This is a genomic window from Rhodococcus sp. MT28 (assembly GCF_058792695.1).
Map to the genome: position 1 here is coordinate 21,340 of NZ_JBXAFD010000012.1, position 24,164 is coordinate 45,503.

General features: G+C 64.3%; 17 protein-coding genes and 1 pseudogene. 12 read left to right on the forward strand and 6 right to left on the reverse strand.

Annotated elements, in window-relative coordinates:
* Nucleotides 1-24 precede the first annotated feature (24 nt).
* From AC1Q6C_RS28835 to AC1Q6C_RS28850, 4 genes are all read left to right on the forward strand, one after another.
* Nucleotides 25-807, forward strand: a complete 783-nt coding sequence (locus AC1Q6C_RS28835) for an ABC transporter ATP-binding protein (RefSeq protein WP_492666937.1) — start codon at nt 25-27, stop codon at nt 805-807.
* A complete protein-coding gene (locus AC1Q6C_RS28840; RefSeq protein WP_492666938.1) occupies nt 807-3,290 on the forward strand; it encodes an FtsX-like permease family protein in 2,484 nt (827 codons plus the stop codon). The genes AC1Q6C_RS28835 and AC1Q6C_RS28840 overlap by 1 nt, the downstream gene beginning before the upstream one ends.
* Before the next feature lie 21 nt (nt 3,291-3,311).
* A complete protein-coding gene (locus tag AC1Q6C_RS28845) occupies nt 3,312-3,944 on the forward strand; it encodes a class I SAM-dependent methyltransferase (protein WP_058039137.1) in 633 nt (210 codons plus the stop codon).
* Nucleotides 3,945-4,033: 89 nt separating this feature from the next.
* The gene (locus tag AC1Q6C_RS28850) at nt 4,034-5,869 is read left to right on the forward strand and encodes an acyl-CoA dehydrogenase (RefSeq protein WP_007734578.1); all 1,836 of its coding nucleotides are present in this window, start codon (nt 4,034-4,036) and stop codon (nt 5,867-5,869) included.
* Between the two features lie 85 nt (nt 5,870-5,954).
* On the opposite strand, the gene AC1Q6C_RS28855 is transcribed toward AC1Q6C_RS28850, so the two are convergent.
* Complete coding sequence (locus AC1Q6C_RS28855; protein WP_230359540.1) at nt 5,955-6,587, reverse strand: hypothetical protein; 633 nt, start codon at nt 6,585-6,587, stop codon at nt 5,955-5,957.
* Nucleotides 6,588-6,766: 179 nt separating this feature from the next.
* Between AC1Q6C_RS28855 and AC1Q6C_RS28860 the strand changes: the two genes are divergently transcribed.
* Both AC1Q6C_RS28860 and AC1Q6C_RS28865 read left to right on the forward strand, forming a co-directional pair.
* Complete coding sequence (locus AC1Q6C_RS28860) at nt 6,767-7,489, forward strand: ATP-binding cassette domain-containing protein (RefSeq protein ID WP_007734574.1); 723 nt, start codon at nt 6,767-6,769, stop codon at nt 7,487-7,489.
* 59 nt (nt 7,490-7,548) lie between these two features.
* On the forward strand, nt 7,549-8,367 hold the full coding sequence (locus tag AC1Q6C_RS28865; protein WP_492666947.1) for an LLM class flavin-dependent oxidoreductase: 819 nt from the start codon (nt 7,549-7,551) through the stop codon (nt 8,365-8,367).
* Between the two features lie 4 nt (nt 8,368-8,371).
* Here the strand turns inward: AC1Q6C_RS28865 and AC1Q6C_RS28870 are convergent, their stop codons facing one another.
* On the reverse strand, nt 8,372-10,594 hold the full coding sequence (locus tag AC1Q6C_RS28870; RefSeq protein WP_492666939.1) for a VanW family protein: 2,223 nt from the start codon (nt 10,592-10,594) through the stop codon (nt 8,372-8,374).
* A 294-nt stretch (nt 10,595-10,888) separates the two neighbouring features.
* Complete coding sequence (locus AC1Q6C_RS28875) at nt 10,889-12,244, reverse strand: acetyl-CoA C-acetyltransferase (protein WP_003945465.1); 1,356 nt, start codon at nt 12,242-12,244, stop codon at nt 10,889-10,891.
* Between the two features lie 130 nt (nt 12,245-12,374).
* Here AC1Q6C_RS28875 and AC1Q6C_RS28880 point away from each other — a divergent pair, with 130 nt between their 5' ends.
* Both AC1Q6C_RS28880 and AC1Q6C_RS28885 read left to right on the forward strand, forming a co-directional pair.
* Nucleotides 12,375-13,721 (forward strand): 3-oxoacyl-ACP reductase, encoded by a 1,347-nt coding sequence (locus tag AC1Q6C_RS28880; RefSeq protein ID WP_003945596.1) that lies wholly within the window; start codon nt 12,375-12,377, stop codon nt 13,719-13,721.
* Nucleotides 13,721-14,584 carry a MaoC/PaaZ C-terminal domain-containing protein gene (locus AC1Q6C_RS28885; protein WP_099696980.1) on the forward strand — a complete coding sequence of 288 codons (864 nt, stop codon included), beginning with the start codon at nt 13,721-13,723 and terminating at the stop codon, nt 14,582-14,584. Before AC1Q6C_RS28880 ends, AC1Q6C_RS28885 begins: the two co-directional genes overlap by 1 nt.
* 100 nt (nt 14,585-14,684) lie before the next feature.
* Here AC1Q6C_RS28885 and AC1Q6C_RS28890 read toward each other — a convergent pair whose 3' ends face one another.
* Both AC1Q6C_RS28890 and AC1Q6C_RS28895 read right to left on the reverse strand, forming a co-directional pair.
* Entirely contained in the window at nt 14,685-15,284 is a 600-nt protein-coding gene (locus AC1Q6C_RS28890; RefSeq protein WP_003945885.1) for a TetR/AcrR family transcriptional regulator, read from the reverse strand.
* A gap of 72 nt (nt 15,285-15,356) precedes the next feature.
* Nucleotides 15,357-16,535: a glycoside hydrolase family 3 N-terminal domain-containing protein gene (locus AC1Q6C_RS28895; RefSeq protein WP_492666940.1), complete on the reverse strand. Its 1,179-nt coding sequence runs from the start codon at nt 16,533-16,535 to the stop codon at nt 15,357-15,359.
* A 101-nt stretch (nt 16,536-16,636) separates the two neighbouring features.
* Here AC1Q6C_RS28895 and AC1Q6C_RS28900 point away from each other — a divergent pair, with 101 nt between their 5' ends.
* From AC1Q6C_RS28900 to AC1Q6C_RS28915, 4 genes are all read left to right on the forward strand, one after another.
* Nucleotides 16,637-17,104, forward strand: a complete 468-nt coding sequence (locus AC1Q6C_RS28900; protein ID WP_003945900.1) for a universal stress protein — start codon at nt 16,637-16,639, stop codon at nt 17,102-17,104.
* Nucleotides 17,105-17,149: 45 nt separating this feature from the next.
* Complete coding sequence (locus AC1Q6C_RS28905; RefSeq protein WP_492666941.1) at nt 17,150-18,238, forward strand: isochorismate synthase; 1,089 nt, start codon at nt 17,150-17,152, stop codon at nt 18,236-18,238.
* 129 nt (nt 18,239-18,367) lie between these two features.
* Nucleotides 18,368-18,541: a DUF2613 domain-containing protein gene (locus AC1Q6C_RS28910; protein ID WP_003945488.1), complete on the forward strand. Its 174-nt coding sequence runs from the start codon at nt 18,368-18,370 to the stop codon at nt 18,539-18,541.
* A 43-nt stretch (nt 18,542-18,584) separates the two neighbouring features.
* The gene (locus AC1Q6C_RS28915) at nt 18,585-22,919 is read left to right on the forward strand and encodes an alpha-(1->3)-arabinofuranosyltransferase (RefSeq protein WP_492666942.1); all 4,335 of its coding nucleotides are present in this window, start codon (nt 18,585-18,587) and stop codon (nt 22,917-22,919) included.
* A gap of 23 nt (nt 22,920-22,942) precedes the next feature.
* On the opposite strand, the pseudogene AC1Q6C_RS28920 reads toward AC1Q6C_RS28915, so the two are convergent.
* A pseudogene (locus tag AC1Q6C_RS28920) lies at nt 22,943-23,992 on the reverse strand (acyltransferase family protein); the annotation flags it as partial.
* Between the last annotated feature and the right edge of the window lie 172 nt (nt 23,993-24,164).

Here is a 24,164-nt window from a genome sequence, read left to right on the forward strand (position 1 = left end):
GCGAATCTCCATAGCGTTCTTCCCATGAAGAATCGACACTCGGTCCTCGCCCCGCCGGCTCATGGTGCCACGGGAGCTCGAACATCTGCCGTGCGACTCGAAGGGGTCAGCAAGGTCTACGGCAACGGCCGCGGCGCCGTGACCGCCCTCGACAACATCAGCCTCACTCTGCCGCGCAGCACCTTCACCGCCGTGATGGGCCCGTCCGGATCAGGTAAGAGCACTTTCCTGCACTGCGCCGCGGGCCTCGACCGACCGAGCAGCGGATCGGTGTGGCTGGGCGATACCGAAATTTCACAGCTGAAGACGAAGGCCCGCAGCATCTTCCGTCGCGATCACATCGGTTTCGTCTTCCAGGCCTACAACCTGCTCGGCGCTCTCGACGTCGAGCAGAACGTCACGCTCCCCCTACTCCTCGCCGGGCGACGAGCCGACAAGCAGTACCTGACCTTCGTCCTCGAATCCGTCGGACTCGGATCACACCGAAAGCGCAAACCCTCCGAGTTGTCCGGCGGTCAGCAGCAACGCGTCGCCATCGCACGCGCCCTCGTCACCCACCCCGACGCACTCTTTGCCGACGAACCGACCGGCGCCCTCGACTCCCGTAGCGCCAAGCAGGTTCTGGAGTTGTTGCGCCGGACAGCCGCCGAGTTCGACCAGACCATCGTCATGGTCACGCACGACCCGGTGGCCGCGTCGTACGCCGATCGTGTGCTGTTCCTCGCCGACGGGAAACTTGTCGGGCACATCGACCGCCCGACCCCGCAGCAGATCGCCGAGCGCATGACACACCTCGGGGACTGGTGATGATGAAAGCGCACACCTTTGCGCACCTGAAAGCGCATCGCTCCGGTTTCGTCGCCGTGTTCGTCTCCGTATTCTGCGCAGCGCTCCTCACCTGCGGTCTGGGTGTGCTGCTGGAATCGGGAGTGCGAGGCGGTGTCTCACCACATCTCTACGCCGGTGCCGACGCCGTCGTGAGTGCACCACAGGCGCTCGAGGTCAAGGAAGACGCCGATCAGCCCTTTGCCGAGCGAGTTCTCCTCGCCGGCGATACGGTCCGCAAGCTCGACGCACTCGATGTCACGGTGGTTCCCGACATCTCCGTCCCCGTCAGCACCGCCGAGGGCGTCGTACTCGACGCACATCCTTGGAACACAGCACAATTGGCGCCGTATTCGCTGACCGATGGTCGCGCTCCGCAGAGCCGAGACGAGGTGGTCTCGACCTCGGGCGCCGCGCTCGGCGAGCGAATCACGCTGGCTCACGGCGCGATAGCGGACGAGTACACCGTCGTCGGCACAGCTGATTCGGCTTCGGTGCCGTCACCCGACCGTCCGGCGCTCGTCTTCCTCGACGACGCAGAGGCCGAACGGTTGTGGCCGCACCAGAACTCTGTCACCGCAGTCGGATTGATCGCTCCCGAAGGCGTGGATGCTGCCGCTCTCGCCCACGACGCACTCGCCGGAACCGGTGCGGAGGTCTCGACCGGCACCGCACGCGGAGGCATCGAGTTCCTCGACGCCGGAGCTGCGCGGACTCAGTTGATCGTGCTCTGTGCCACGTTTGCAGGTCTTGCATTGATGGTCAGCATGTTCGTCGTTTCCAGCACGCTGTCGCTCTCGATCAACGCCAGGCGCCGAGAGTTCGCTCTGTTGCGGGCAATCGGGGCCACCACGCGACAAGTCCACGTCATGATCGGGCGTGAAGTGTTGCTCGTCGCGGCGACTGCGGCTGCGATCGGCGCGGTGCCCGGATTCCTACTCGCCCGATTCCTGGGTGCACAGTTTGCCGATGCAGGGGTCATGCCCACCGATTTCGCGCTGGCGTACAGCCCGCTTCCGGCGATCGCGGCTTTCCTGATCTGCGTACTCACTGCCCGCGCGGCAGCGGCGATCGCGGCACGACGACCGGCAAAGCTCGACCCCGTCGAAGCGCTTCGCGAATCCGAAAGCGGCCCGGCGAAACTGAGCCGCGGACGCATCGTCACCGGGCTGATTTTCGGTGCCGCCGGTCTCGGCGCGTGCATCCTCCCCGCTTTCCTTCCCGGCAGCGTGGCAGCCGCTGGAGCCGGTTCGAGCGCACTGTTGTTGATCTTCTCTGTCGCGCTGCTCGGCCCGTTGTTGGTGCGCGGCATCATCAAGGTGATCGGCGGTCCACTGCGCCGTAGTGGGTCGGCGTCCAAAGTTCTCGCTGCCGCCAACGCCGAATCCAATTCGAGGCGGCTCTCGTCGGCGGTTGTTCCGTTGGCTCTCGCCATCGCCCTGGGCTCGGTGCAGTTCTTCAGCCAGAGCACCGTCGCCGCCGAGGCGACCAACCAGTCGATCAAGGGCGTCACCGCCGACCTGATCGTCGGCGCGCCGGCCGGTATCGCTCCCTCGCTCCTCGACTCGATCGCATCGGTGCCCGGAGTGAGTGCGGCAAACCCGGTAGTCCGCAGTCAAGTCCTGCCGGTACCCAGCGGCGAGAAAGGCGGCTCAGCCGACAGCGCGATCGCGGCCCAGGGCATCGACGCCGCCGGCGCCGACGCAACCCTCGATCTCGCGGTGACCGAGGGCGACCTCAGCGCTCTGACCGGCGATACCGTTGCCGTCAGCGAAGACGGGGCCTTCACACTCGGAGCCGAGGTCGGCCAGCGCGTCGACCTCTATCTGGGAGACGGAACACTGGTACATCCCATGGTCGTCGCAAAATATGGTCGCGGCCTCGGATTCGGGGACGTGACCATGCCGATCGAGACTTTGCGTCAGCACTCCACCGACGCTCTGATCGACACCGTTCTGGTTGCTGCCGAACCCGGACGGTCGGCCGAAGTCCAGCAGTCGTTGCGCTCGTTCCCCTCGATCGCCGCGATGAACCAGGACCAGTTCGGGGCCGCGGGCGAAGATCAGCGTCGTATGCAGTCGTGGGTCAGCATCCTCGCTGTCCTCGTCCTGCTCGGCTATCTCGCAGTCGCAGTCGTGAACACCCTGGTCGCCGCCACTGCCGAGCGTTCCCGCGAGTTCGCGCTCCTTCAACTGGTGGGCTCGCGGACGAGGCAGGTCCGAGCAATGATGCGCATCGAGTCGTTGATGGTGGTGGGAATCGCCGTCGTGGTCGGATCACTGATCGCCCTGCCGCCTCTGATGGGCATTGCCGTAGCGGTGTCCGGGCAGCCGATCCCGGCGATTTCACCGGCGATTTACGGTTCCATCGTCGCGGTGACCGCTGTTCTGGGATTTGTCTCCATCGCGATCCCGACGCGCGCCGCTCTACGCAAGAACCCGATGGACGGAGTGCGTAACCACTGAGTGGCACTACCGTCGTCATCTATGGATGCGGCGGCCTGGGACAAGAAGTACGAAGAAACCGAGCTCGTCTGGGGCGCTCCTCCCAACGAATTGCTGGTGGAATACGCGACGGCCCTCCCCCACGGCCAGGCACTGGACCTGGCGTGCGGCGAGGGCCGTAACGCGTTGTGGCTCGCGACTCGCGGTTGGGAGGTCACCGGCATCGACTACTCGGCCGTCGCGATCGAGAAAGCCCGTACGATCGCGGCCCGCTCACCCCGATCGGTTCTCGACCGGCTCGACTACCGATGCGGCGACGTCACCGTCGCGGATTACGCCTCGAGGAACGAGCAGGGATACGACTTGGCCCTGCTTCTTTACCTTCATCTGCCCGCACCACAACGCACCCTGGTTGTGAACCGTGCCATAAATTCTCTGAAACCTGACGGAATCCTCATGATTTTGGGTCACGACCGAAGCAACATCGACTACGGCGTCGGCGGGCCACAAGATCCCGAAATCCTTTACACACCAGAAGAATTGATGCAGGAGTTCCGCGGAAAGCTCGAGTTCGAGATCGCCGGAAATCCCCACAGGCACACCGAAACGGGAATCGCGGTCGACGCGCTTGTCATCGGACGCAAATCCGGTGTTGGCAATGCAAAGAACGGCTAGTAACATGTATTAAGTTACCGACGAGTAATAAACTTCGGGCGGTACTAGGAGTGCTGGACCGCACCACCTCACTGGGAGAAGCAGAAGACATGGGCCATTACAAGAGCAACGTTCGGGACCTGGAGTTCAACCTCTTCGAGGTTCTCGGACTGGAGAAGCCACTGAGCGAAGGCGCTTGGGGCGACCTGGATGCCGACACTGTCCGCAACATGCTGGCAGAGGTCGCACGCCTGGCCGAGGGACCGCTTGGTGAATCTTTCGCCGATGCGGACCGCAACCCCCCTGTCTTCGATCCCGAGACGCACACCGTTGCACTTCCGGAATCCTTCAAGAAGTCGTTCAAGGCTCTGTGGGATGCCGAGTGGTACCGCATGGGATTGAGCGAAGAGGTCGGCGGCGTGCCGGTTCCCCGCTCCGTCGTGTGGGCCATCGGTGAGCTGATCCTGGGCGCACAGCCTGCAGCGCACATGTACCAGGCCGGACCCGCTTTCGCGGACGTGCTGTTCAACAACGGCACCGAAGAGCAGAAGAAGTGGGCAGCCACCATCGTCGAACGCGGATGGGGCGCCACGATGGTCCTCACCGAGCCCGACGCCGGCTCCGACGTCGGTGCCGGACGCACCAAGGCGATCAAGCAGGACGACGGCTCCTGGCACATCGAGGGCGTCAAGCGCTTCATCACCTCGGCCGACTCGGACGACCTGTTCGAGAACATCTTCCACCTCGTTCTCGCTCGCCCCGAAGGCGCCGGACCGGGCACCAAGGGCCTGAGCCTGTTCTTCGTCCCGAAGACGCACTTCAACTTCGAGACCGAAGAGTTCGGCGAGCGTAACGGTGTCTTCGTCACCAACGTCGAGCACAAGATGGGCCTGAAGGTCTCCGCCACGTGTGAGGTCACCTTCGGCGGACACGGCATCCCCGCACAGGGCTGGCTGGTCGGCGAGGTCCACAACGGCATCGCCCAGATGTTCGACGTCATCGAGCACGCTCGAATGATGGTCGGCACCAAGGCAATCGCCACCCTCTCCACCGGTTACCTCAACGCTCTCGATTACGCCAAGCAGCGTGTGCAGGGCGCAGACCTGACCCAGATGACCAACAAGGCAGCACCGCGCGTGACCATCACGCACCACCCCGACGTGCGTCGTAGCCTGGCAATGCAAAAGGCATACGCCGAAGGCCTGCGCGCGGTGTACCTCTACACCGCAGCTCACCAGGACGAGGTTGTCGCCCAGCTCGTCTCGGGCGCAGACAAGGACACCGCGTTCCGCGTCAACGACCTGCTGCTCCCGATCGTCAAGGGCGTCGGCTCCGAGCGTGCGTACCAGTACCTGACGGACAGCCTGCAGACCCTCGGTGGCTCCGGCTTCCTGCAGGACTACCCGATCGAGCAGTACATCCGCGACTCCAAGATCGACTCGCTGTACGAAGGCACGACGGCCATCCAGGCTCAGGACTTCTTCTTCCGCAAGATCGCTCGTGACCGCGGCGTCGCGCTCGCTCACGTTGCCGGACAGATCAAGACCTTCATCGACAGCGAAGCCGGCAACGGTCGTCTGAAGGCGGAGCGCGCACTGCTCGCCACCGCACTCGAAGACGTCCAGGCCATGGCCGCCACGCTCACCGGCTTCCTCATGGGAGCTCAGGAGCAGCCCACCGAGCTGTACAAGGTCGGCCTCGGCTCCGTCCGCTTCCTGATGTCCGTCGGCGACCTGCTCATCGGCTGGCAGCTGCTCCGCCAGTCCGAGATCGCTCTCGCAGCACTCGACAACGGCGCTTCCGACAAGGACAAGGGCTTCTACGAGGGCAAGGTCGCCATCGCTTCCTTCTTCGCCAAGAACGTCCTGCCCGAGCTCACCGCTTCACGCGAGATCATCGCGAACACCGAGAACGACATCATGGAGATCGACGAAGCAGCATTCTGATTCGTTCCTGATTCATGAAAAGTGCCGGTCCCGAGAACGTTTCGGGGCCGGCATTTTCATGCTCAGCAGTCCATGGAATCCGAGGTCATCTGCGCTCGACGGTCGGACAACTGATCTGTGCGGACAGTACGGACGTCGTCGGTTGTTCGCCGGGCCGTGCCGCCCTTCCCACCAGGGAAAGCGCCACGCGCCTGCGGTCCGGAGAACTGACGATTTCGATGGACTTGTCGTCACCGCCCCCGAAGGACACGAACTGTCCGCTCTGATCCGAGAACTTCATGATCGCCGACCCGTGCTGACCTGGTTCCGGTTTTTCGTTCACGTAGACCTGCAACTGGAAATCACGTCCCGGATACTCGCCGCCGCCGTCGTACTCGTAAAAGGAACTGGTGTGCACCTCGTAGGCCCACTGGCGGTGACCGGCGGGCAGCGAATCCGCCCAGTTGTGCTCGAAACACGTGACGGATCCGGGCAGCGAGACATTGGCTGCGCCGCTCCACCCACCGGACAGGGTGATGGCTCCGTACGGCGCTGCTTCGGACTCGTGCCGATCGGAAGGCAAGGGCGGAACGGTCACGGGTCCGACATTGCGACCGGTGAACTCGAAAAGCCTCTCGCTCGACACGAACGGGGGCGACTCGCGCTCACCGGCACAGGAGACAACCGACAGGGTGGCCATGACCAGTAACGCACACATACCGCGTCTACGAACCGGCACCTCGACTCCCCCGTTCCGTTTCCAACAGAATACATACCGTTCGGTCTTCAAGTTGTCGAACGTGTCCGACACATCCCATTCATGGGACCGCTCGCCCGCTACCGATGTGATTGGGTGAGCACGAACGTCCACTGAACCAGCACTCGGTTCTTTCGCAGGCCGAGTAGATCAACAGACAGGTGATCATCGTGGTCGCACCAGAGCACGCACAACCCGATTACGCCCCTGACCTGGCATTGACCGCCACGGACTTGGCGCTCGACGGCCCATGGGGGCCGGTGTTCGGACCCGTCAATCTCGAGATTCGTGCGGGCGGTGTGACCATCCTCGAAGGCTCGGCCGGTTCAGGACGTACGTCCTTACTTCTGACACTCAGCGGACGAATGAAAGCCAGTTCCGGCTCACTGTCCGTCTTCGGTCGAACGCGTCCCCGCGAGATCTTCGAGATCGCCGGGGTCGCCGGGTTCGAGGACATCGACGAGCTTGCCGAATCCGTCACCGTCCGCGATCTGATCACCGAACAAATTCGCTGGGATGCGCCCTGGTACAAGCTCATCGGACGCGCCGGAGACCGCGAACTCGAAGCGGTGTGCGCTCCCGTCTTCGGCGATCATCCGTTACCTGCGCTCGGCCGGTACGTCAGCGATCTCGGGGAACTCGAGGCGATCCTGCTGCGTATCGCCGTCGCGAACACGAAAAAGCCGGCCCTGCTTGTCGTCGACGATCTCGAACAAGTGCGGCGCGACTCCGAACGTGCGTACCTCGTCGAGCGACTCGTCGAGATGGGGAGCTACCAGACCATCATCGCGTCGACCGTCAACCCGCTGCCAGACGGATCACCCATCGATGCCGTCACCCTGCTCCAAGAAGTCACCAATCCCGACCAAGAAGGGGCGAGGTAACCGCGATGCTCGCTGGAATGTCTCTCGGAACCGAACTCAAGCGGTTCTCCCGCGGCGCGATGCCCAGGATCGCACTCGTCTACTCCGCGCTCTCCGCGCTGGCGACAGCCACCGAGACCATCCAGTTGTCTGCACTGGTCACGGGAAACACCTACCGCAATCCGCCCATGCTCGCCAAGACCGTCACAACCCTCGACGTTGTGAGCGGCGGTCGGGCCATCCTGGGCATCGGCGCCGGTTGGTTCGAACTCGAACACAATTCGTTCGGATACGAGTTCGGAACGTTCACCGAGCGCTTCCAGAAACTCGACGAAGCACTGCAGATCATCGCGCCGATGCTCCGCGGTGATCGCCCCACCTTCGACGGCAAGTGGTACCACGTCAAGGACGCCATCAACGAGCCTCGCGTCCGCGACGACCTGCCGATCCTGCTCGGCGGTGGCGGTGAGAAAAAGACGTTCGGCCTCGCCGCTCGCTTCGCGGATCACCTCAACATCATCTGCGACCCGTCGGAATTGCCGCGCAAGATGGAAGCACTTGCGGCACGCTGCGACGAAGCCGGTCGCGATCCCGCAACCCTCGAGACCAGCTTCCTCACGTTCATGATGATCGACGAGGACGGCGACAAGGCTCGCGCCCATCAGCGAACGTTTCTCGCGGAGCGTGGCCTCGACATCACCACGGCGCCGGAAGACGTGGTCGCCAAGGCCACCGAACGCCATTTCGTCGGCAGCCCGGACGACGTCGCCGAGCAGGTTCAGACGCGCATCCTCGACCACGGCATCGACGGCGTCGTGATCAACCTGATCACCAACGGCGAAGAGCCAGGCATCGTCGACCTCGCGGGCCGCACCCTCGGCCCACTCGTCGGCAAGTAGTTCCCTACTCGCACTTCACGATCGGCACCGGGTCGTACTTGACGGTTCGGGTGTTCGAGGAAATCTCGGCGCCACTCGCGTGGTCGGTGATCACGCGAGTGTCGCTGACCGTGAACCCGGGCGCACCGCTCGAAGCCACACAGCCAGGCCCCTCCGGCAAGGTCACGGTGTTCGGCGACGTCGGCGACGTCCGCGGGCCGGTCGTCGACGTGACATCGACAGTTTTGGTTCCCCAGATCCGAACGGTGATGTTCGACGACGTCGCAATCGTCTCGATCATCACGCCGGTCTTCGCCGGATTACGGAACTGCAGGTCGATCGCACCATCGAAGATGGTCGCCTCACGAGCCTCGGGGTACCGCGAGATGTAGTAACTGTGCTCGGTGTGCGCGACGTCCTCCATACCTGCGAAATACGTCGCGTTGTAGAGCGTCGTCGCGAGCTGGCTGATACCGCCGCCGACAGCCTTGTCCGGGCGACCGTTGTTGATGATCCCCGACTCGATGTATCCCTGCGCCGCACCGCGCGGGCCCGTGTACTCGTTGAGCGAGAACGTGTCACCGGGCTTGATCACGGCCCCGTCGATCTCCGACGCGGCCAGGCCGATGTTCACACCAGACGCGTATTCGAAACCACCGGTAGTGAATTCGCCGATCACCTCGTTGATGCCGAGTGCCTCCGCGGCTTCGGTGGTCAATGCCGGCGGGACCGGTCCGTACACGGCGGGCGTTGCCCGAGAAGCCGTGCTGCCCAACAGAACCGGAAGTTCCTTGACCGTGTCCGGCCAGTTGATCAGATCACCGACGACACCGGGCACAACCGACGGTTTGCCACCGGCGAAGGTGAACGACGCGTCCTTGGGTTGTACTTCCGTCGACGCCAACTGCGGAGTCAGAATCTTGATCGCAGCATCCGTGTTGTACTGCGGAGTCAGCCCACCCGAGCCGTCGGGCGTGAAGGTCAGAACCTCGCCGATCTGATCGACGCCGAGTGTCGCGACCTTGCCGTCACGGCCGTTGACCACGACGTCACCCGAGACAGCTGGAATAGCGATCTCCTGCAGCGCACGATCGACACCGGCCTGAGTGACCGTCACCGGAACCTCGTCGACCGGAAGATCGACGACGCCACCATCGGACCATTCAGCGGCGAAGGTCGAACCCGCCTGCTGCGTTTCGAGCGCCTGACCGGCAGCGGGCGAAACACCAGTCGCCTTCCCGTTCTCGAACACGACTGCACCTTCGACGGGCGCACGATCGCTGTTCGCCGCGAGCTGCGCCATCGACGCATCCAACGCACCCTGGTCGATTGCCGACACCACGGGCACCTCGCGGGAGCCGAAGAACGACGTGATGCGGGTGATCGGGTTGATGGGCTGAGCGTTCACGCCCGACAGCGTCGCCGACCAGTCGACGTCCACACCCGCAGACGCGGGAACGATCTCGGAGTCGACGCCGCCTGCATGTACCGCTACCGGTTCGACGAGCCTCGGGCCGAGTTGGGCGCGCAGCGTGGCTTCCGCGTCGGCGGGCGTGAGATCACCGATGTCCACCCCGGCGACCTGAGTGCCGCGTGGTGTCTTCCCGGACGAGGTGAAGATGTCCACTCCGTAGGCAATCGCTGCGACGGCAAAGATGGCGCCGACTGCTATCGCCGGTTTGACCCACTTGCGGGAAGACTGCGAAGCGGGCGCCACCGGTTGTTGCGGCGCCGGGGGTGCAACTACCTCTGCTTCTCGGACAACAGGCTCGTACTGCTGCTGGATGGGTTCGAGTTGCTGGGTGTCGTACTGCTGCACGAACTCGGGACGCGGCGGCTTCGGGGGAACCACCACTGCCGGGGGCTCGAACTGCTCTGTCTGCTCGTCGATGGCTTCTGTCGCCGGAGCCGAGTTGACTACTTCCGTCGGCGGTGCGTCCTCCGCGGGGACGACAGGGATGACGGTGGTGACCTCGTTTGCCGATTCGTCGACTGTCGCTTCCGTGGAATCGCTTGCTTCTTCGTCGACAGGCCTTGGTGCTTCGGCTGGTTCAGGTTCTACTGATTCAGCCTCGACAACGGCCTCAGTGTCCTCAGGGGCCTCGGGTTCCTCGACCGGCTGGGGTTCCTCGACCGACTCGGTCTCTTCGACCGCCTGAGGTTCCTCGACCGACTCGAGTTCCTGTTCCGGGAGGGACGAGTCCTCGCTGTTCGTCTTCTCGACGGACGGACCCTCTTCGTCACTCACCTGTTGGCTCCTCGCTGCATCAACCGTCGCTGCGGCGCTCACCGACAACTCAATACAGGATATCCGGACATACGAGAGCCCCGCGCTGCTGCCAGGTCGGGGGTCAGGCAGCAACACGGGGCTGTCATGAATATCGGTAGCTATTCTGCAGCGTTACACGCCTGCGCGAAAAAGTTTGCAAAGAGTTCGGGGATCCGGCCACCCCTCGTGGCCGGATCCCCGATTACGCATCCCCTCGCGACGATCACTGCAGGTGAGCGCAGTTTTCAGTCGCATGGGGAGATTGTGGAGCGGTTACCGCTCGATGATCGCCGTGACACCCTGGCCACCGGCCGCACAGATCGAGATCAGGCCGCGGCCCGAACCCTTCTCCGCGAGCATCTTTGCGAGGGAAGCCACAATACGTCCGCCGGTTGCCGCGAACGGGTGACCTGCAGCCAAGGACGATCCGTTGACATTGAGCTTGCTTCGGTCGATCGATCCCAATGCGCCGTCGAGGCCGAGGCGTTCCTTGCAGTACTCGTCCGACTCGAAGGCCTGCAGGGTTGCCAGAACCACCGAAGCGAAGGCTTCGTGGATCTCGTAGTAATCGAAGTCCTGCAAGGTCAGACCGTTGCGGGCCAGCAAACGCGGGATCGCGTACGTGGGAGCCATGAGCAACCCGTCTTTGCCGTGGACGTAGTCGACGGCAGCGGTTTCGGAATCGACGAGGTGCGCCAGAACCGGAAGATTGCGCTCGGCTGCCCACTCGTCGGTGGAGAGGAGCACTGCAGAAGCGCCGTCGGTGAGCGGCGTCGAGTTGCCTGCCGTCATCGTCGCGTCGCCGAGCTTGGTACCGAAGACGGGCTTGAGCGTCGACAGCTTCTCGACGGTCGAACCGGGACGGAGGTTGTCGTCGCGGGTCAGGCCGAGGAACGGGGTGACGAGGTCGTCGAAGAAACCGCGGTCGTAGGCAGCTGCCATGTTCTTGTGGCTGGCAGCGGCAAGTTCGTCCTGGTCCTCGCGCTTGATGCCGAATTCCTTGGCGGTGATCGCAGCGTGGTCACCCATCGACTTGCCGGTGCGAGGCTCGCCGTTGCGCGGAATTTCCAGGCCGAGCATGCCCGCACGGACGTTGCCGAGCAGCTTGATGCGGTCGCCCGTGGACTTCGCGCGATTGAGGGAGAGCAGGAACTCGCGCGCCTGATCGTTGACGCCGATCGGGGCGTCGGACGTGGTGTCCGTGCCGCCGCCGATGCCCGAATCGATGCGGCCGGCCGAAATGGCGTCGCCGACGGCGATGATCGACTGCAGTCCCGTGCCACACGCCTGCTGAAGGTCGTACGCCGACGTGTACGGGCTCAGCGCGCTGCCGAGAACGGACTCGCGAATGAGATTGAAATCACGGCTGTGCTTGAGCACCGCACCGCCGACGACCATGCCGAGCTTCTCGCCCTGCAGATTGAATCGGCTCACCAGACCGTCGAGCGTCGCAGTGAACATGTCCTGGTTGGACGCCTGTGCGTACGCCTTGTCCGAGCGTGCGAACGGAATGCGATTTCCGCCGACGATCGCAACCGGACGGCGCTGACCTGCAGAATTTGCAGCGGCTGCGGCCGGTGCAGTGCGCGGTGCGGCGGGCTTTGCGTTTGAACGGGCTTTGCTTGTCACTTGCGTCTCCAAGGATGGTGCGATTACCTGTTGAAGACTATTCTTACTCAGTAGTAAGTTACTTGTCTATCGCCGCATTCTTTCGATTGCCCGGTGAGAGACAACCCGAAACACAACAGAAGGTAGGACCGTGGCAGCCAGCAAGGGAGCTCCCGACCTCTATTCACAGTTCCTCTCGTCCGCCCCCGGCGCATTCATCGCGTCGAAGGCCGGCCTGCCCAGGCCCGAGAACCTGCGTCGATACAAAGCAGGGGAACCCGCACTCGCCGGACCTGTCCTCATCGGCGGCAAGGGTCGGCTCGCAGAACCACTTCGCGTACTGCTCTCCGACTACCCGGCAGCTCAGGCACACGACAGCAGCTTCGGCGGGCTCGTTTTCGACGCAACCGGAATCACTCAGGTCAGTGAGCTCGAGCAGCTGTTCGAGTTCTTCCAGCCCGTGATCCGCAACCTCGCACCGTCGGCTCGCGTCGTGGTTCTCGGCACGACGCCGGAAGAAACCTCGAGCGTCGACGAGCATGTCGCGCAGCGCGCTCTGGAAGGCTTCACCCGCAGCGTCGGCAAGGAGATCAAGCGCGGCTCCACCGCTCAGCTGGTCTACGTCTCCCCCAAGGCATCCACCGGACTCTCCGGCGTGGAATCGACTCTGCGCTTTCTCCTTTCGGCAAAGTCCGCCTTCGTCGACGGCCAGGTCATCGTCGTCGGCGCTGAAGATTCCGTCGCGCCCGCAAGCTGGGACAAGCCGCTCGAAGGCAAGGTTGCCGTCGTCACCGGCGCAGCCCGCGGTATCGGCGCCACCATCGCCGAGGTCCTGGCCCGCGACGGCGCGCACGTCGTCTGCGCTGACATCCCGGCCGCCGGCGAAGCGCTGTCCGAGACCGCGAACAAGGTCGGCGGCACGTCCCTCGCCCTCGACGTCACGGCAGCCGACGCAGCCGAGGTCCTCGCAGCTCACCTCCTCGAGCGTCACGGTGGAGCGGACATCATCGTCCACAACGCCGGCATCACCCGCGACAAGACCCTCGCCAACATGGACGAGGGCCGCTGGAACATGGTCATGAACGTCAATCTTCTTGCACCGCAGAAGATCACCGAGCACCTCGTCGAGAAGGGCGCTCTCAAGGAAGGCGGCCGCGTCGTCGACGTCTCCTCCATCGCCGGCATCGCGGGCAACCGCGGGCAGACCAACTACGGCACCTCCAAGGCCGGCGTCATCGGCCTCGTACACGCCGAAGCTCCCGTCCTGGCGAAGAAGAACATCACCATCAACGCCGTCGCACCGGGCTTCATCGAGACCGCCATGACCGCAGCCATCCCCTTCGCCACCCGCGAAGCCGGCCGCCGCATGAGCTCGCTCCTGCAGGGCGGCGAGACCGTCGACGTCGCCGAGACCGTCGCATACTTCGCCAGCCCGGCCTCCAATGCCGTTACGGGACAGGTCGTTCGCGTCTGCGGCCAGAGCCTCCTGGGCGCATGATGGCAACAAAGACCGTCGCGCTCACCGAGCAGCCGAAGACCCTCGACATCTACTCCCGCGCGGTACTGGGATTGTTGCCGTGGAACAAGTCCAACTCGCGCTCGGTGCCACAGCAGACCTTCACCCTCACCGGACTGAAGGTCGACACCGACAATCTGGCGGCGTACTGCCGCGTGACCGGACTGCGGTTCGGCGACACTCTGCCGATCACGTACCCCTTCACCTTGGCCTTCCCGACCGTGATGAAGCTGATGGTGTCGAAGGACTTCCCCTTCGCCGCCGTCGGCTCCGTTCACGCCGAGAACGTCATCGAATCACTGCGGCCCATCTCCGTCAGCGAACCGCTTGACCTCTCGGTACATGCCGAGAACCTGCGTGAGCACCGCAAAGGCTTGCTGATCGACGTGGTCACCGAAATTCGGGTGGGACGGGAACTGGTCTGGCGACAGACCTCGAGCTTCCTGAACCAGCAGAAGACCTCCCTGTCCGGCCAGCCCGGTCCGGAGCCCAAGGCCGACGAGGTCCCGCCGATGCCGATGAGCACCATCCGCGTCGACCAGACCACGATCAGCAAGTACGCCGCTGTCTCCGGCGACCGCAATCCGATTCACGTCTCGTCTCTGGGCGCGAAGGCTTTCGGTTTCCCGAAGACCATTGCTCACGGAATGTGGAGTGCCGCGGCAGTTCTGCGGACCGTCGAGGGGTCCGTCGCGGACAAGGTCACCTACAGCGTGCGTTTCGGGAAGCCGATTCTGCTACCGGCGACGCTGAATGCCTACGCTGATCGCACCGACGACGGCTGGGATCTGTCACTGCGCCACCCGAAGAAGGGTTACCCGCACGTCACTGCGACGCTGCGCTGACCTGAGTTTTGTCGGGTTCCCACCCGCCCCAATTGAGCGAACGTACCTTTCGGCGCCTTGGATGCGCTGAAAGGTACGTTCGCTCAGATTGGTTTGAGAGCTATTCGGACTTCTTCTTGCCCGACAGACCGCGCCACGCGAGGGATTCGAGTAGATCCGCTGCGGCATCCACTTCGATTTCCCCACCCGCGACCCGGTCGGCTACCGCCTCACCGGCGCCGACGAGCGCGATGGCGATGATCCCGTAATCATGCGCGGCATCAGGATCCTTGGTGCTGGACTCGAGCAGATGCGCGGTCAACTCGATCAACCGATCGCGGCTGGACTGCACGGTTCCCGCAAAAGCCTGCTGCCCGACGGCCTGACGGTAGAGCACCATCCACGACTTGCGGTTTGCGCCCACGAACCCGAGGAAGCCCTCGAGAGCGGCGCGCAATTGTTCACGCGGAGTCAGGTTCGGCGCGCCGGCCGGGGCGAGGGCCTCGAGGAAGCGGAGCCCTTCACGATGAATGCACGCCGCGAACAACTCTTCCTTCGAGCCGTAGTACAGGTACAGCATCGGCTTCGAGATCTCGGCTTTGGCTGCGATGGTGTCCATCGAAGTTTCGTGAAACCCCCTGTCGGAGAACACGTCCACAGCCGCGTCGAGCATCTGCTGCTCACGCACTGCGCGTGGCAGTCGCTTGGTACCGCCGGCCATGCTTCCTCCAACCACAGGGTAAATGTCGATCTTACTCTACGGTAAGATTGCGCGTCGAATCCTGACTTCGACTCAGCAGGTCACGGCACCTTTGGCAGCGGCAACTGTGACCACAGCCTGATCGACCCGCGTCTGCGGAAGCTCACCCGACGCGACGGCCTGCTCGAGATGATCGAGAACCCGCGGAACGTCGTCGGTGGTCAGCCACAATGCCTGATCGACTCCAGCCACCAGCGCAGCCTGAACCGCGTCGGCAATATCGTATCGGTCGGTGATCGCCTGCATTCCGCTGAGGTCGTCGGTGAACACCGGGCCGGTGAACGGCGCTGCGCCGTAACCCACTCCGTCGCGAAGCAACGCAACGGCTGCGGGGCTGATGCTGGCAGGGGTACCGGGCTCGGTCAGACCGGGAACCTCGAGGTGACCCATCATGACGCCGACTCCGGTTCCCGACAGTTCACGGAAGGGAAGCAGGTCCGACGCGATCAGATCCTGTAGCGGCGGCGTTGTCACCTCACCCCGGTGCGAGTCACCCGACGCGCTGCCGTGCCCCGGAAAGTGCTTGATCACCGGGAAGATTCCGGCGTCGCGCATCCCCTGCGCGTACGCACCGGCGTAGGCAACCACGGTCTGGGGGTCGTCGGAGTACGAGCGGTCCCCGATCACGGAGTCGTCGGGTTGGCTGCTGACGTCGACGTCGGGTGCGTAGTTGACGGTGATCCCGAGATCCTTCAAACCGCGTCCACGCTCGAGTGCCATCTGGTACGTCTGTTCCACTGTCATGGTCTGCGCCGTTTCCCTGGCCGACGGATCGGGCCCGAGGATGTCCGCGACGCGGGAAACTCGTCCACCTTCTTCGTCGATCGTCACCATCAACGGCAACTTCGACGCCGAAGCAACCTGCGGCACTTCACGATTGGTGAGCATCGACTGATCGGTCCAACTTCCGACGAATATGCCGCCGATCTCCTCGTTCTGCACTATCGACAATGCGTCGTCGGTCCCGGTGACGCCGACGTTGAGCAGCTGGGCAAGTTTCTGACGCAAGGACAGCGAGGCTAGAAGGTCACTACCGCACGACGCGGCGACGGGTGCGGAGCTCGATGCCGCAGGCGTCGACGTGATCTCGGAGGTGGTGCTGGTCGGGGCGCTCGAAACCGGATCGGCGGTCCCGTTTTCGCCCGAGCATCCCGCAACCAACCCTCCGCACAAAGCAATGGTCGTCGCAGCCTTCAGAAACTTGATCCGCATACCTCGACCGTAACGGACCCGGTACCCATACACTCCCTCACGGGCACATCGGGACGGTAGCCTGGAAGAGAACCGATTCCCCCGCTGACGAGGAGGTCGTGATGCCACAAGGTCTGATGCTCATCGCGTACGACGGTTCCGACAACGCCAAGCGTGCAGTCGACTATGCGGGGCGTTTCCTCTCCGCCAATCGTGCTGTTCTCGTCACTGCCTGGGAGCCCATGGTTCGCCAGGCCGCTCGCATGTCCGGCCTGTCCGGGGTGATGCAACCGGAGTGGGTTCCCGACGACGACGTCGAGGACATCGCCTACACCGACGCCAAAGTCACCCTCGCCGAGGGCGTCGCACTGGCCGAGGCCGCAGGCCTGACCGTCGAAGGCAGAAGCGCCGAGTGCCGATCCGCGATCTGGTCTGCAATCTGCGAAACCGCAGACGAATTGGACGTCGACATCATCGTGACCGGCACCCGTGGCACTACGGGTTTGCGGTCGCTACTGCAGAGCAGCGTCGCGGATCATGTTCTGCGTCACAGTCATCGGCCGGTGTTGATCGTCCCTCCGGGGAAGTGACCTTCGCGCATTCCTGATCCGTGGCCGACTAGTGTCGAAAGCACCATGGACGGTTTTGTTCTCTCGCGCCCCGATCACAGCGTGGTCACCCGCGGCGTACGACGCAGCTTCGACAGCTCCGACGCGGCCACCCACGCTCTGTCGGCAGGTACGACAAAGCTGATCGTCGGAGCGCTCCCCTTCGACCCGGCTGCCGCAACGGCGTTGTACGAACCTGCCGAGGCGACGATCGCGTCGCGGCCGTGGCAACCGCGCGATCCCCAGACCCTGCCCACGACCCGGGTTGACCGAGAGATCCCGTCGTCGTCGGAGCATCTTCGTCGAGTGGAAAAGTTGATCGGACGCCTCCGCAGTGGAGAGATCGACAAGGTTGTCGCGGCTCGCACTGTGGAACTTCGCACGCAGACCCCGATCTCCCCAACCGCGCTCGCCGCACGCATGGCGGCGCTCAATCCCGTCGCCAACACCTTTGCCGTCGACCTCTCTGCTGCGGGAGCCGAATTCGAGGGCCACAGCCTGGCCGGCGCGACGCCCGAAGTATTGGTCAGTCGACGCGGGCGCGTCGTGACGTGTCGCCCGTTGGCCGGGACCACCAAGCGATCCGCCGACGCCGATCAAGACCGCGAGGCAGGCGAAAGCCTTCTGCATTCGACGAAGAATCTGGCCGAGCACGCCTTCGTGACGTCGTGGATCCGCCAGGTCCTGCAACCGATGTGCAGTGATCTGTCGGTGCCGGCAACTCCCGAACTGACCAATACTCACGAGGTCTGGCACTTGGCCAGCCCGATCCGCGGCACACTGCGAAACGACACCACTGCGCTCGACCTCGCCATCGCGCTGCATCCGACGCCCGCGCTGTGCGGAACACCCACCGACGCGGCACTGAAGGTCATCCGCGAGACCGAGGAGCCTCGGCGTTTCTACGGCGGCGCCGTGGGATGGTGCGACGAGGCCGGTGACGGCGATTGGGTGGTTGCCATCCGCTGCGCCGAGATCAGTGCAGACGGCCGCAACGCCTGGGCCAGCGCGGGTGGTGGAATTGTCGCCGAATCGGATCCGCAGGACGAACTCGACGAGACATCTACGAAACTGCGCACTCTGTTGACCGCGCTTGGCGCCGAAACCCTCGACTGACCAGCACGTCACGAGGGTAATCGTCCGGATTCTCGAGTGCGGGTGATACCTTGACCCGAGCAGTTCGTACGGGCCGGTAAGTCCGTCCGACCGCGAACGACCGACTAACGACCAATTGGGAGATCCGCGATGACGAAGTTCCTTGTCCCCGGTGTGGCCAGCGCTGTCATCGGTGCCGTTCTGGGTGCCGGCGTCATCTTCGGTGTCACGGCCGCCGCGTCGGACAACACTCGTCCCGAGATCGACCGCAGCGGAAACGCAGATTCTTCCGTGCTGAACCAGGTTGAGTACGGCAGCCGCTGAGAGCGCAGGCCTCGCGAGTTCCCGTTCTTCCGCCGACGCAGCGGTGTCTTCGGTAGACACCGCCCCGTCGGCAGAGCCCCTGTCGAAGCGGTGGCTGTTCGGCGCCTCCGTCGTAGCGTTTCTTCTCACTTTTCTGCAATCGCCGGGTCTGATCACCGCTGACACCAAGTACGACCTGACGCAGAATCCGTTCGGTTTTCTCGAACGCGCCTCGCATCAGTGGAGTAGTCAGGCCCCGCTCGGCCAGGTTCAGAACCAGGCCTACGGATATTTCTTTCCGCACGGGCCGTTCTTCGCGCTCGGCGAGTTGGCGAACGTTCCGCCGTGGGTCACCCAGCGCATCTGGTGGGCGCTGCTTCTGATCGCGGGTTTCTGGGGCATCATCCGCGTTGCCGAGGCTCTCGGAATCGGCAGCCGTAGTTCGCGCGTCATCGCAGCGGTTGCCTTTGTTCTTTCTCCCCGCGTGCTGACCACTCTCGGTTCGATTTCCTCGGAAACCCTGCCGATGATGTTGGCGCCGTGGGTGTTGTTGCCGGTGGTTTTGGCCTTCGGCCCTGTGCGTGGAAAAGGAGTCCCTGGACTCCCTGACCGCTCACGGGGGTTGAGGCGGTTGGCCGCACAATCCGCGCTTGCCGTCGCACTCATGGGTTCGATCAACGCCGTCGCCACCGCCGCGGCCTGCCTGGTCGCGATCATCTGGTGGCTCTCGCACAAACCCAACCGAACATGGCTGACGTTCACCGCCTGGTGGGCCCTGTTCGTCGCTCTCGGCACCCTCTGGTGGATCGTGCCGCTCCTGCTGCTCGGCAAGATCAGCCCACCGTTTCTCGACTACATCGAGTCCGCCGGTGTCACCACTCAGTGGGCATCGCTCGCCGAGATACTTCGCGGCACGGACAGTTGGACCCCGTTCGTCTCTCCCGAACGCATTGCCGGCGCCGTCCTGGTCACCCAACCCGCAGCAGTCGTCGCCACCGGCCTGGTTGCCGCCGCCGGCCTCGCCGGGCTCTGTATGCGGTCCATGCCTGCTCGCGGCCGGCTGACGCTCATCCTGTTCGTCGGTATCACCGGCCTGGCCGCGGGTTACGTGGGTGAACTCAGCTCGCCGGTGTCGGAGTCGGTGCGCCTGTTCCTCGACTCGGCAGGCGCGCCGCTGCGCAACGTCCACAAGCTCGAGCCGTTGGTCCGTCTGCCGCTGGTGCTCGGACTCGCACACCTGCTGGCCAAAGTGCCGCTGCCGGGATCGGTTCCACTCGCCCGATGGCGGCGTGCGTTCGCCCATCCCGAGCGCGAACCGATGGTCGCACTGACCAGCCTGATCCTCGTTGCCCTCACCCTCTCGACCGCCTTGGCCTGGACGGGAAAGCTCGCTCCCCGCGGTGCGTATCCGGACGTCCCCTCGTACTGGAACGAGGCGGCGCAGTGGCTCGAGGACAACACCTCCCCCGGATCGGAAGCCGAACGTGCCCTGGTCGTCCCGGGAGCGCCCTTCGGCAGCCAAGTCTGGGGTCTGACGCGCGACGAACCGCTTCAGGCGTTGGCGAGTACGCCGTGGGCGGTGCGTGACTCGGTCCCGCTGACCCCTCCCGGCGCCATCCGAGCGCTCGATTCGGTGCAACGTCTCATCGCCGACGGACGTCCGTCGGACGGCCTCGCACAGACCTTGCTGGGGCAGGGCATCCACTACCTGGTGATGCGCAACGACCTCGACGGCGAAACGTCGCGCTCGGCCAGGCCGATACTCGTGCACCAGGCGGTCGAAGGCTCGCCGGGGATCAAGCGAGTCGCCCACTTCGGTGAAGACGACAGCCCCGAACCGATCGAAGGGCTGGTCGCGGACAGCGATCTGCGGCCCGGTTACCCAGCCATCGAGATCTTCGAGGTCACCCCGACCGACGGCACCACGGCGGTCAGCGGCCCGTACTCCGTCGACCTGAACCAGGTTCCGCGCGTACAAGGTGGGCCGGAATCGTCTGTGCGACTTCACGAAAGCGGGCTGGTTCCGGGGACCGGGCCGATGATTCTTGCCGCCGACGCCGAAGCTGCTGGACTGCCCGTCGATTCGGTCACCGTCACCGACACACCGCGCGATCGGGAAACCGATTTCGGTCAGGTCGACAACCACAGTTCCGCCCTGCGCACCCCCGACGACGCTCGTCGTACCTACAATCTGGTGCCCGACTACCCGGTTGCGAACACGCCTCTCGTGGAAGGCCGTTGGAGCGGAGCTTCGATCACCGTTTCCAGCGCCGCCTCGGATGCCACCCAGCTGGGCGGCACTTCACCGTCGAGCAGTCCCGCGTCGACGGTCGACAGCGATCCGGCCACCGGCTGGTTCAGCAACGGCATCGAACGAGCCCTGGGTCAGTGGTTGCAGATCGACTTCGACACACCGATTTCCAGTGGGTTGCTTCATCTGACAACCAGTGCCGCGGCAATCGGTGCTCCCGTCAAATGGCTCGAGGTCTCGACACCGAACGGCAGCACGGCGGTGAAGGTGGAGCGTCCGGGCGAGCCCATCACCGTCTCGATCCCGGGCGGCAATACGCCGTGGGTGCGCATCACGGCGACTCACACCGAAAATGGTTCACCCGGAACACAGTTCGGCATCAGCGAACTCTCCGTCGAGGATTTCTCCGACCGTAATGCGCCGAAGGCCGTACCGATCCGTTTCGACACGGTCCTGCCGAGTACGCCGTCAGGCGCATCCGTGAACGCCTGGAATCTGAGCCAAGAGTTCCCCGGCCGCAATGCGTGCGCGGACTCAACCGACCGCGTGCGATGCAGCAATGCGTTCATGGCGATACCCGAAGAGCCGAGCCGTTTCCAGCGCACGCTCTCGGTTCCCGAAAACACCGTGGTTACACCGGCACTGACTGTCCGAGCGCGTCAGGGCAACGCCCTCGAAGACCTCCTTTCCGTCCCCGGCCGAATCACGGCTTCGGGTTCGAGCGACATCGGCGACACTCGCGGATCTGCCTTCGCCGCCACCGACGGCGACGCACGCACCACGTGGTCGGCCCCGCAGCGCACCACCGAACCGGGCGGCCCGAAACCGACGCTGACTCTCAATCTTCCCGAGCCCACCCTGGTCACCGGCCTGGACATCACGCGGGGACTCGGCACCCTGCCGTCGCTGCCGACCAGTGTCGCGGTGAATCTCGGCAACGGGCCGCAGGTTCGAGAGCTGCCCGGGCCCTCGGACGACACGCCTCAAACCAGTCGAGTTACCCTCTCCCCCTTCGTCACCGACAAGATCGTCCTGAGCATCACCGATTGGGAACCGGTCCTCGATCAGACGGCGCTCGGCTTCGCCCAGGCGCAGCCCACCGGCCTCGCCGAGGTCGGCGTCGTCGGTGCCGACGGAACCCCGATCGCCGGTTCCGGAGTACAGGGCACAGACTCATTCGACAACCGCACCGTCACCGTCACCTGTGGCGACGGACCGACCATTTCGGTTGCCGGACAGCAGTTCCCCACCTCGATCACGGCGACGGCGATGCAACTCCGGACCGGCGCACCCGTCGAGGCACGTGTGTGCGATCTGGACGCGTCGGCGACGTTGCCGGCGGGACAGCCTGAAGTGGTCGTCGAACCAGGCCCCGCATTCTCGGTCGACAATCTCGACCTGACGACGGTCGGTCCTTCAGCCGCGCAACGGAATACACCGCTCGAATCGACCGCGTGGACGGCGAATCACCGCGAACTCTCCGTCACGAACTCGTCCATCGATCAGCTGATCGTCAATCCCGAGAGCACCAGCATCGGTTGGATCGCCACCGCGCCGGACGGTTCCGAGCTGACGCCGGTGGTCGTGAACGGTTGGCAGCAGGGCTGGATCGTGCCGGCAGGCACCGCGGGAACCGTCACCATCGACTTCCCCAGCGACCGTTGGTACCGCCTCGGCATATTCGGCGGGCTCGTGTTGCTGATCCCGCTGCTGTTCGCGGCACTTGTCCCTACGCGCCGAGAGCCCAAGTCCCTCACACCACCCCGTCCGTGGCGCAGCGTCGCGGCAGGATGGGTGGGCGTGCTCGCGGCGGCCACCGTCATCGGCGGCGGAGTGGGAGCGGCGATCGCAGTTGTGTGCTCGATCCTCGGACTTGCCGCGCTGCGAATCTTCGGCCCGGCTCGGACCGCACGCATTCTCGTCGGCACCGCCGGCGTGGCCGCGATGATCGGCATCACGCTGCTCTCGACCGGACCGTGGCGAGCACCGGGCGGCTATGTGGGCGACTCGTTCGCGATTCAGTTCTCGATGTTGGTGGCCTTGGTCGTGACCGGGTTGGCCGCGTTGCCCTTTGCCGGTTCACCGATATGGCGGCGCTTCTCCCAGCGCGTCACCGCGACGCGCGCCGGTTCCTCCACCAAGGCGTAACTGGCCGAGGCCACAGCGACGCTCAGGACGACCGTCAACGCCAGGACGTAGAAGAAGCTGCCCGAGAACGGAACTATGCCGAACACGGGGAACACAGCGTTCAGTACGGCCAGGTGCCAGATGAACAGGCCGTAGGACCAGCGTCCGATTGCCAGCGCAAGCGGGCTCGCCAGGAATCGATGCTGCGATTGATCGCGCAACACCAATGGCGCGATCAACGAAAAACTGATGATCGCGCCGAGTGCAATCTTGATCGCGTACTGCCACGGCTCCGGCCGCACCAGACCTTCGGGCCCGGCCAGATCGGTGCACGAGAGAACGAAGGCCACAAACGCAACAAAAGTCAGGAGCACCCGCCGGTGCGCGAGGCGATGTATCCACGTCGACGGGCCCACGGCCAACTCGGCCAGCACCATGCCGGCGCCGAACCACGGCAGGTAGCCCGGCAGCCAGTTGTCGTGGTGAATGGCGTCCGGAGTCGGGATCGGAATGAAAGCCCACGTCAGCGCCAACACTGACACTCCGAGCAGAAGCGGTAGCCGGAACCGGGCCGAGTTTCCGCGTAGTCGCACCATCAGATACGCGAACAGCGGCAGCAGAACATAGAACGCAACCTCGACCGACAGGCTCCACATCTGCGTGAGGCCCTCGGTGAGTGTCAACGGCACGAAGACCTGCGCCAACCCGAGATTCGCCAACCACACTTGGTAGCCTCCGCCGGCACCGGGCAGGAACAGCAGGATCAGCACCACCGCCACCCAGTACGCCGGCAGGATTCGCGTCGCGCGGGAGATCCAATATCGGACCGTCGGCTGCGGTTGCCCGATTCCGCGGGCCTTTGCCGCGTGGGGGCGCCACAGGAGAAATCCGGACAAGGCAAAGAACACCGCTACGGCGAGGTCGAGTCGACCGAACGCCCGCCCGATCGCGCCGGACTGCGCTTCACCGGTTTGGAACGCGACATGGGTGACGAGGACGCCGAGCGCGGCCAATCCACGCATACCGTCCAAAGCCGGAACGAAGCCCCGAGCCTGTGGCGGGACCGTCTGAGGGGAATTCGTGGAACTGATCATCACGGATAAGTGTGCACCCCAGGCCGATTGAGGGAAACCACCAGGGACTCACAACAAAATGCCTGGCCAATTCATGCCCTCATGCGACAAACCGGGCCGGTGGACTGTTAGTGTTCTGCCACACATGGTGTCCATCGGGGGCCCCATGCGATCTGCGCAGCTCATATTGTGC

Excerpts from the sequence above, each read along its gene's own strand:
- AC1Q6C_RS28835 (WP_492666937.1), top strand. The coding sequence starts at position 25 with ATGAAGAATCGACACTCGGTCCTCGCCCCGCCGGCTCATGGTGCCACG.
- AC1Q6C_RS28845 (WP_058039137.1), top strand. The coding sequence starts at position 3,312 with ATGGATGCGGCGGCCTGGGACAAGAAGTACGAAGAAACCGAGCTCGTC.
- AC1Q6C_RS28910 (WP_003945488.1), top strand. The coding sequence starts at position 18,368 with ATGACGAAGTTCCTTGTCCCCGGTGTGGCCAGCGCTGTCATCGGTGCC.
- AC1Q6C_RS28900 (WP_003945900.1), top strand. The coding sequence starts at position 16,637 with ATGCCACAAGGTCTGATGCTCATCGCGTACGACGGTTCCGACAACGCC.
- AC1Q6C_RS28895 (WP_492666940.1), bottom strand. The coding sequence starts at position 16,535 with ATGCGGATCAAGTTTCTGAAGGCTGCGACGACCATTGCTTTGTGCGGA.
- AC1Q6C_RS28840 (WP_492666938.1), top strand. The coding sequence starts at position 807 with ATGATGAAAGCGCACACCTTTGCGCACCTGAAAGCGCATCGCTCCGGT.
- AC1Q6C_RS28885 (WP_099696980.1), top strand. The coding sequence starts at position 13,721 with ATGGCAACAAAGACCGTCGCGCTCACCGAGCAGCCGAAGACCCTCGAC.
- AC1Q6C_RS28850 (WP_007734578.1), top strand. The coding sequence starts at position 4,034 with ATGGGCCATTACAAGAGCAACGTTCGGGACCTGGAGTTCAACCTCTTC.
- AC1Q6C_RS28865 (WP_492666947.1), top strand. The coding sequence starts at position 7,549 with ATGCCCAGGATCGCACTCGTCTACTCCGCGCTCTCCGCGCTGGCGACA.
- AC1Q6C_RS28890 (WP_003945885.1), bottom strand. The coding sequence starts at position 15,284 with ATGGCCGGCGGTACCAAGCGACTGCCACGCGCAGTGCGTGAGCAGCAG.
- AC1Q6C_RS28905 (WP_492666941.1), top strand. The coding sequence starts at position 17,150 with ATGGACGGTTTTGTTCTCTCGCGCCCCGATCACAGCGTGGTCACCCGC.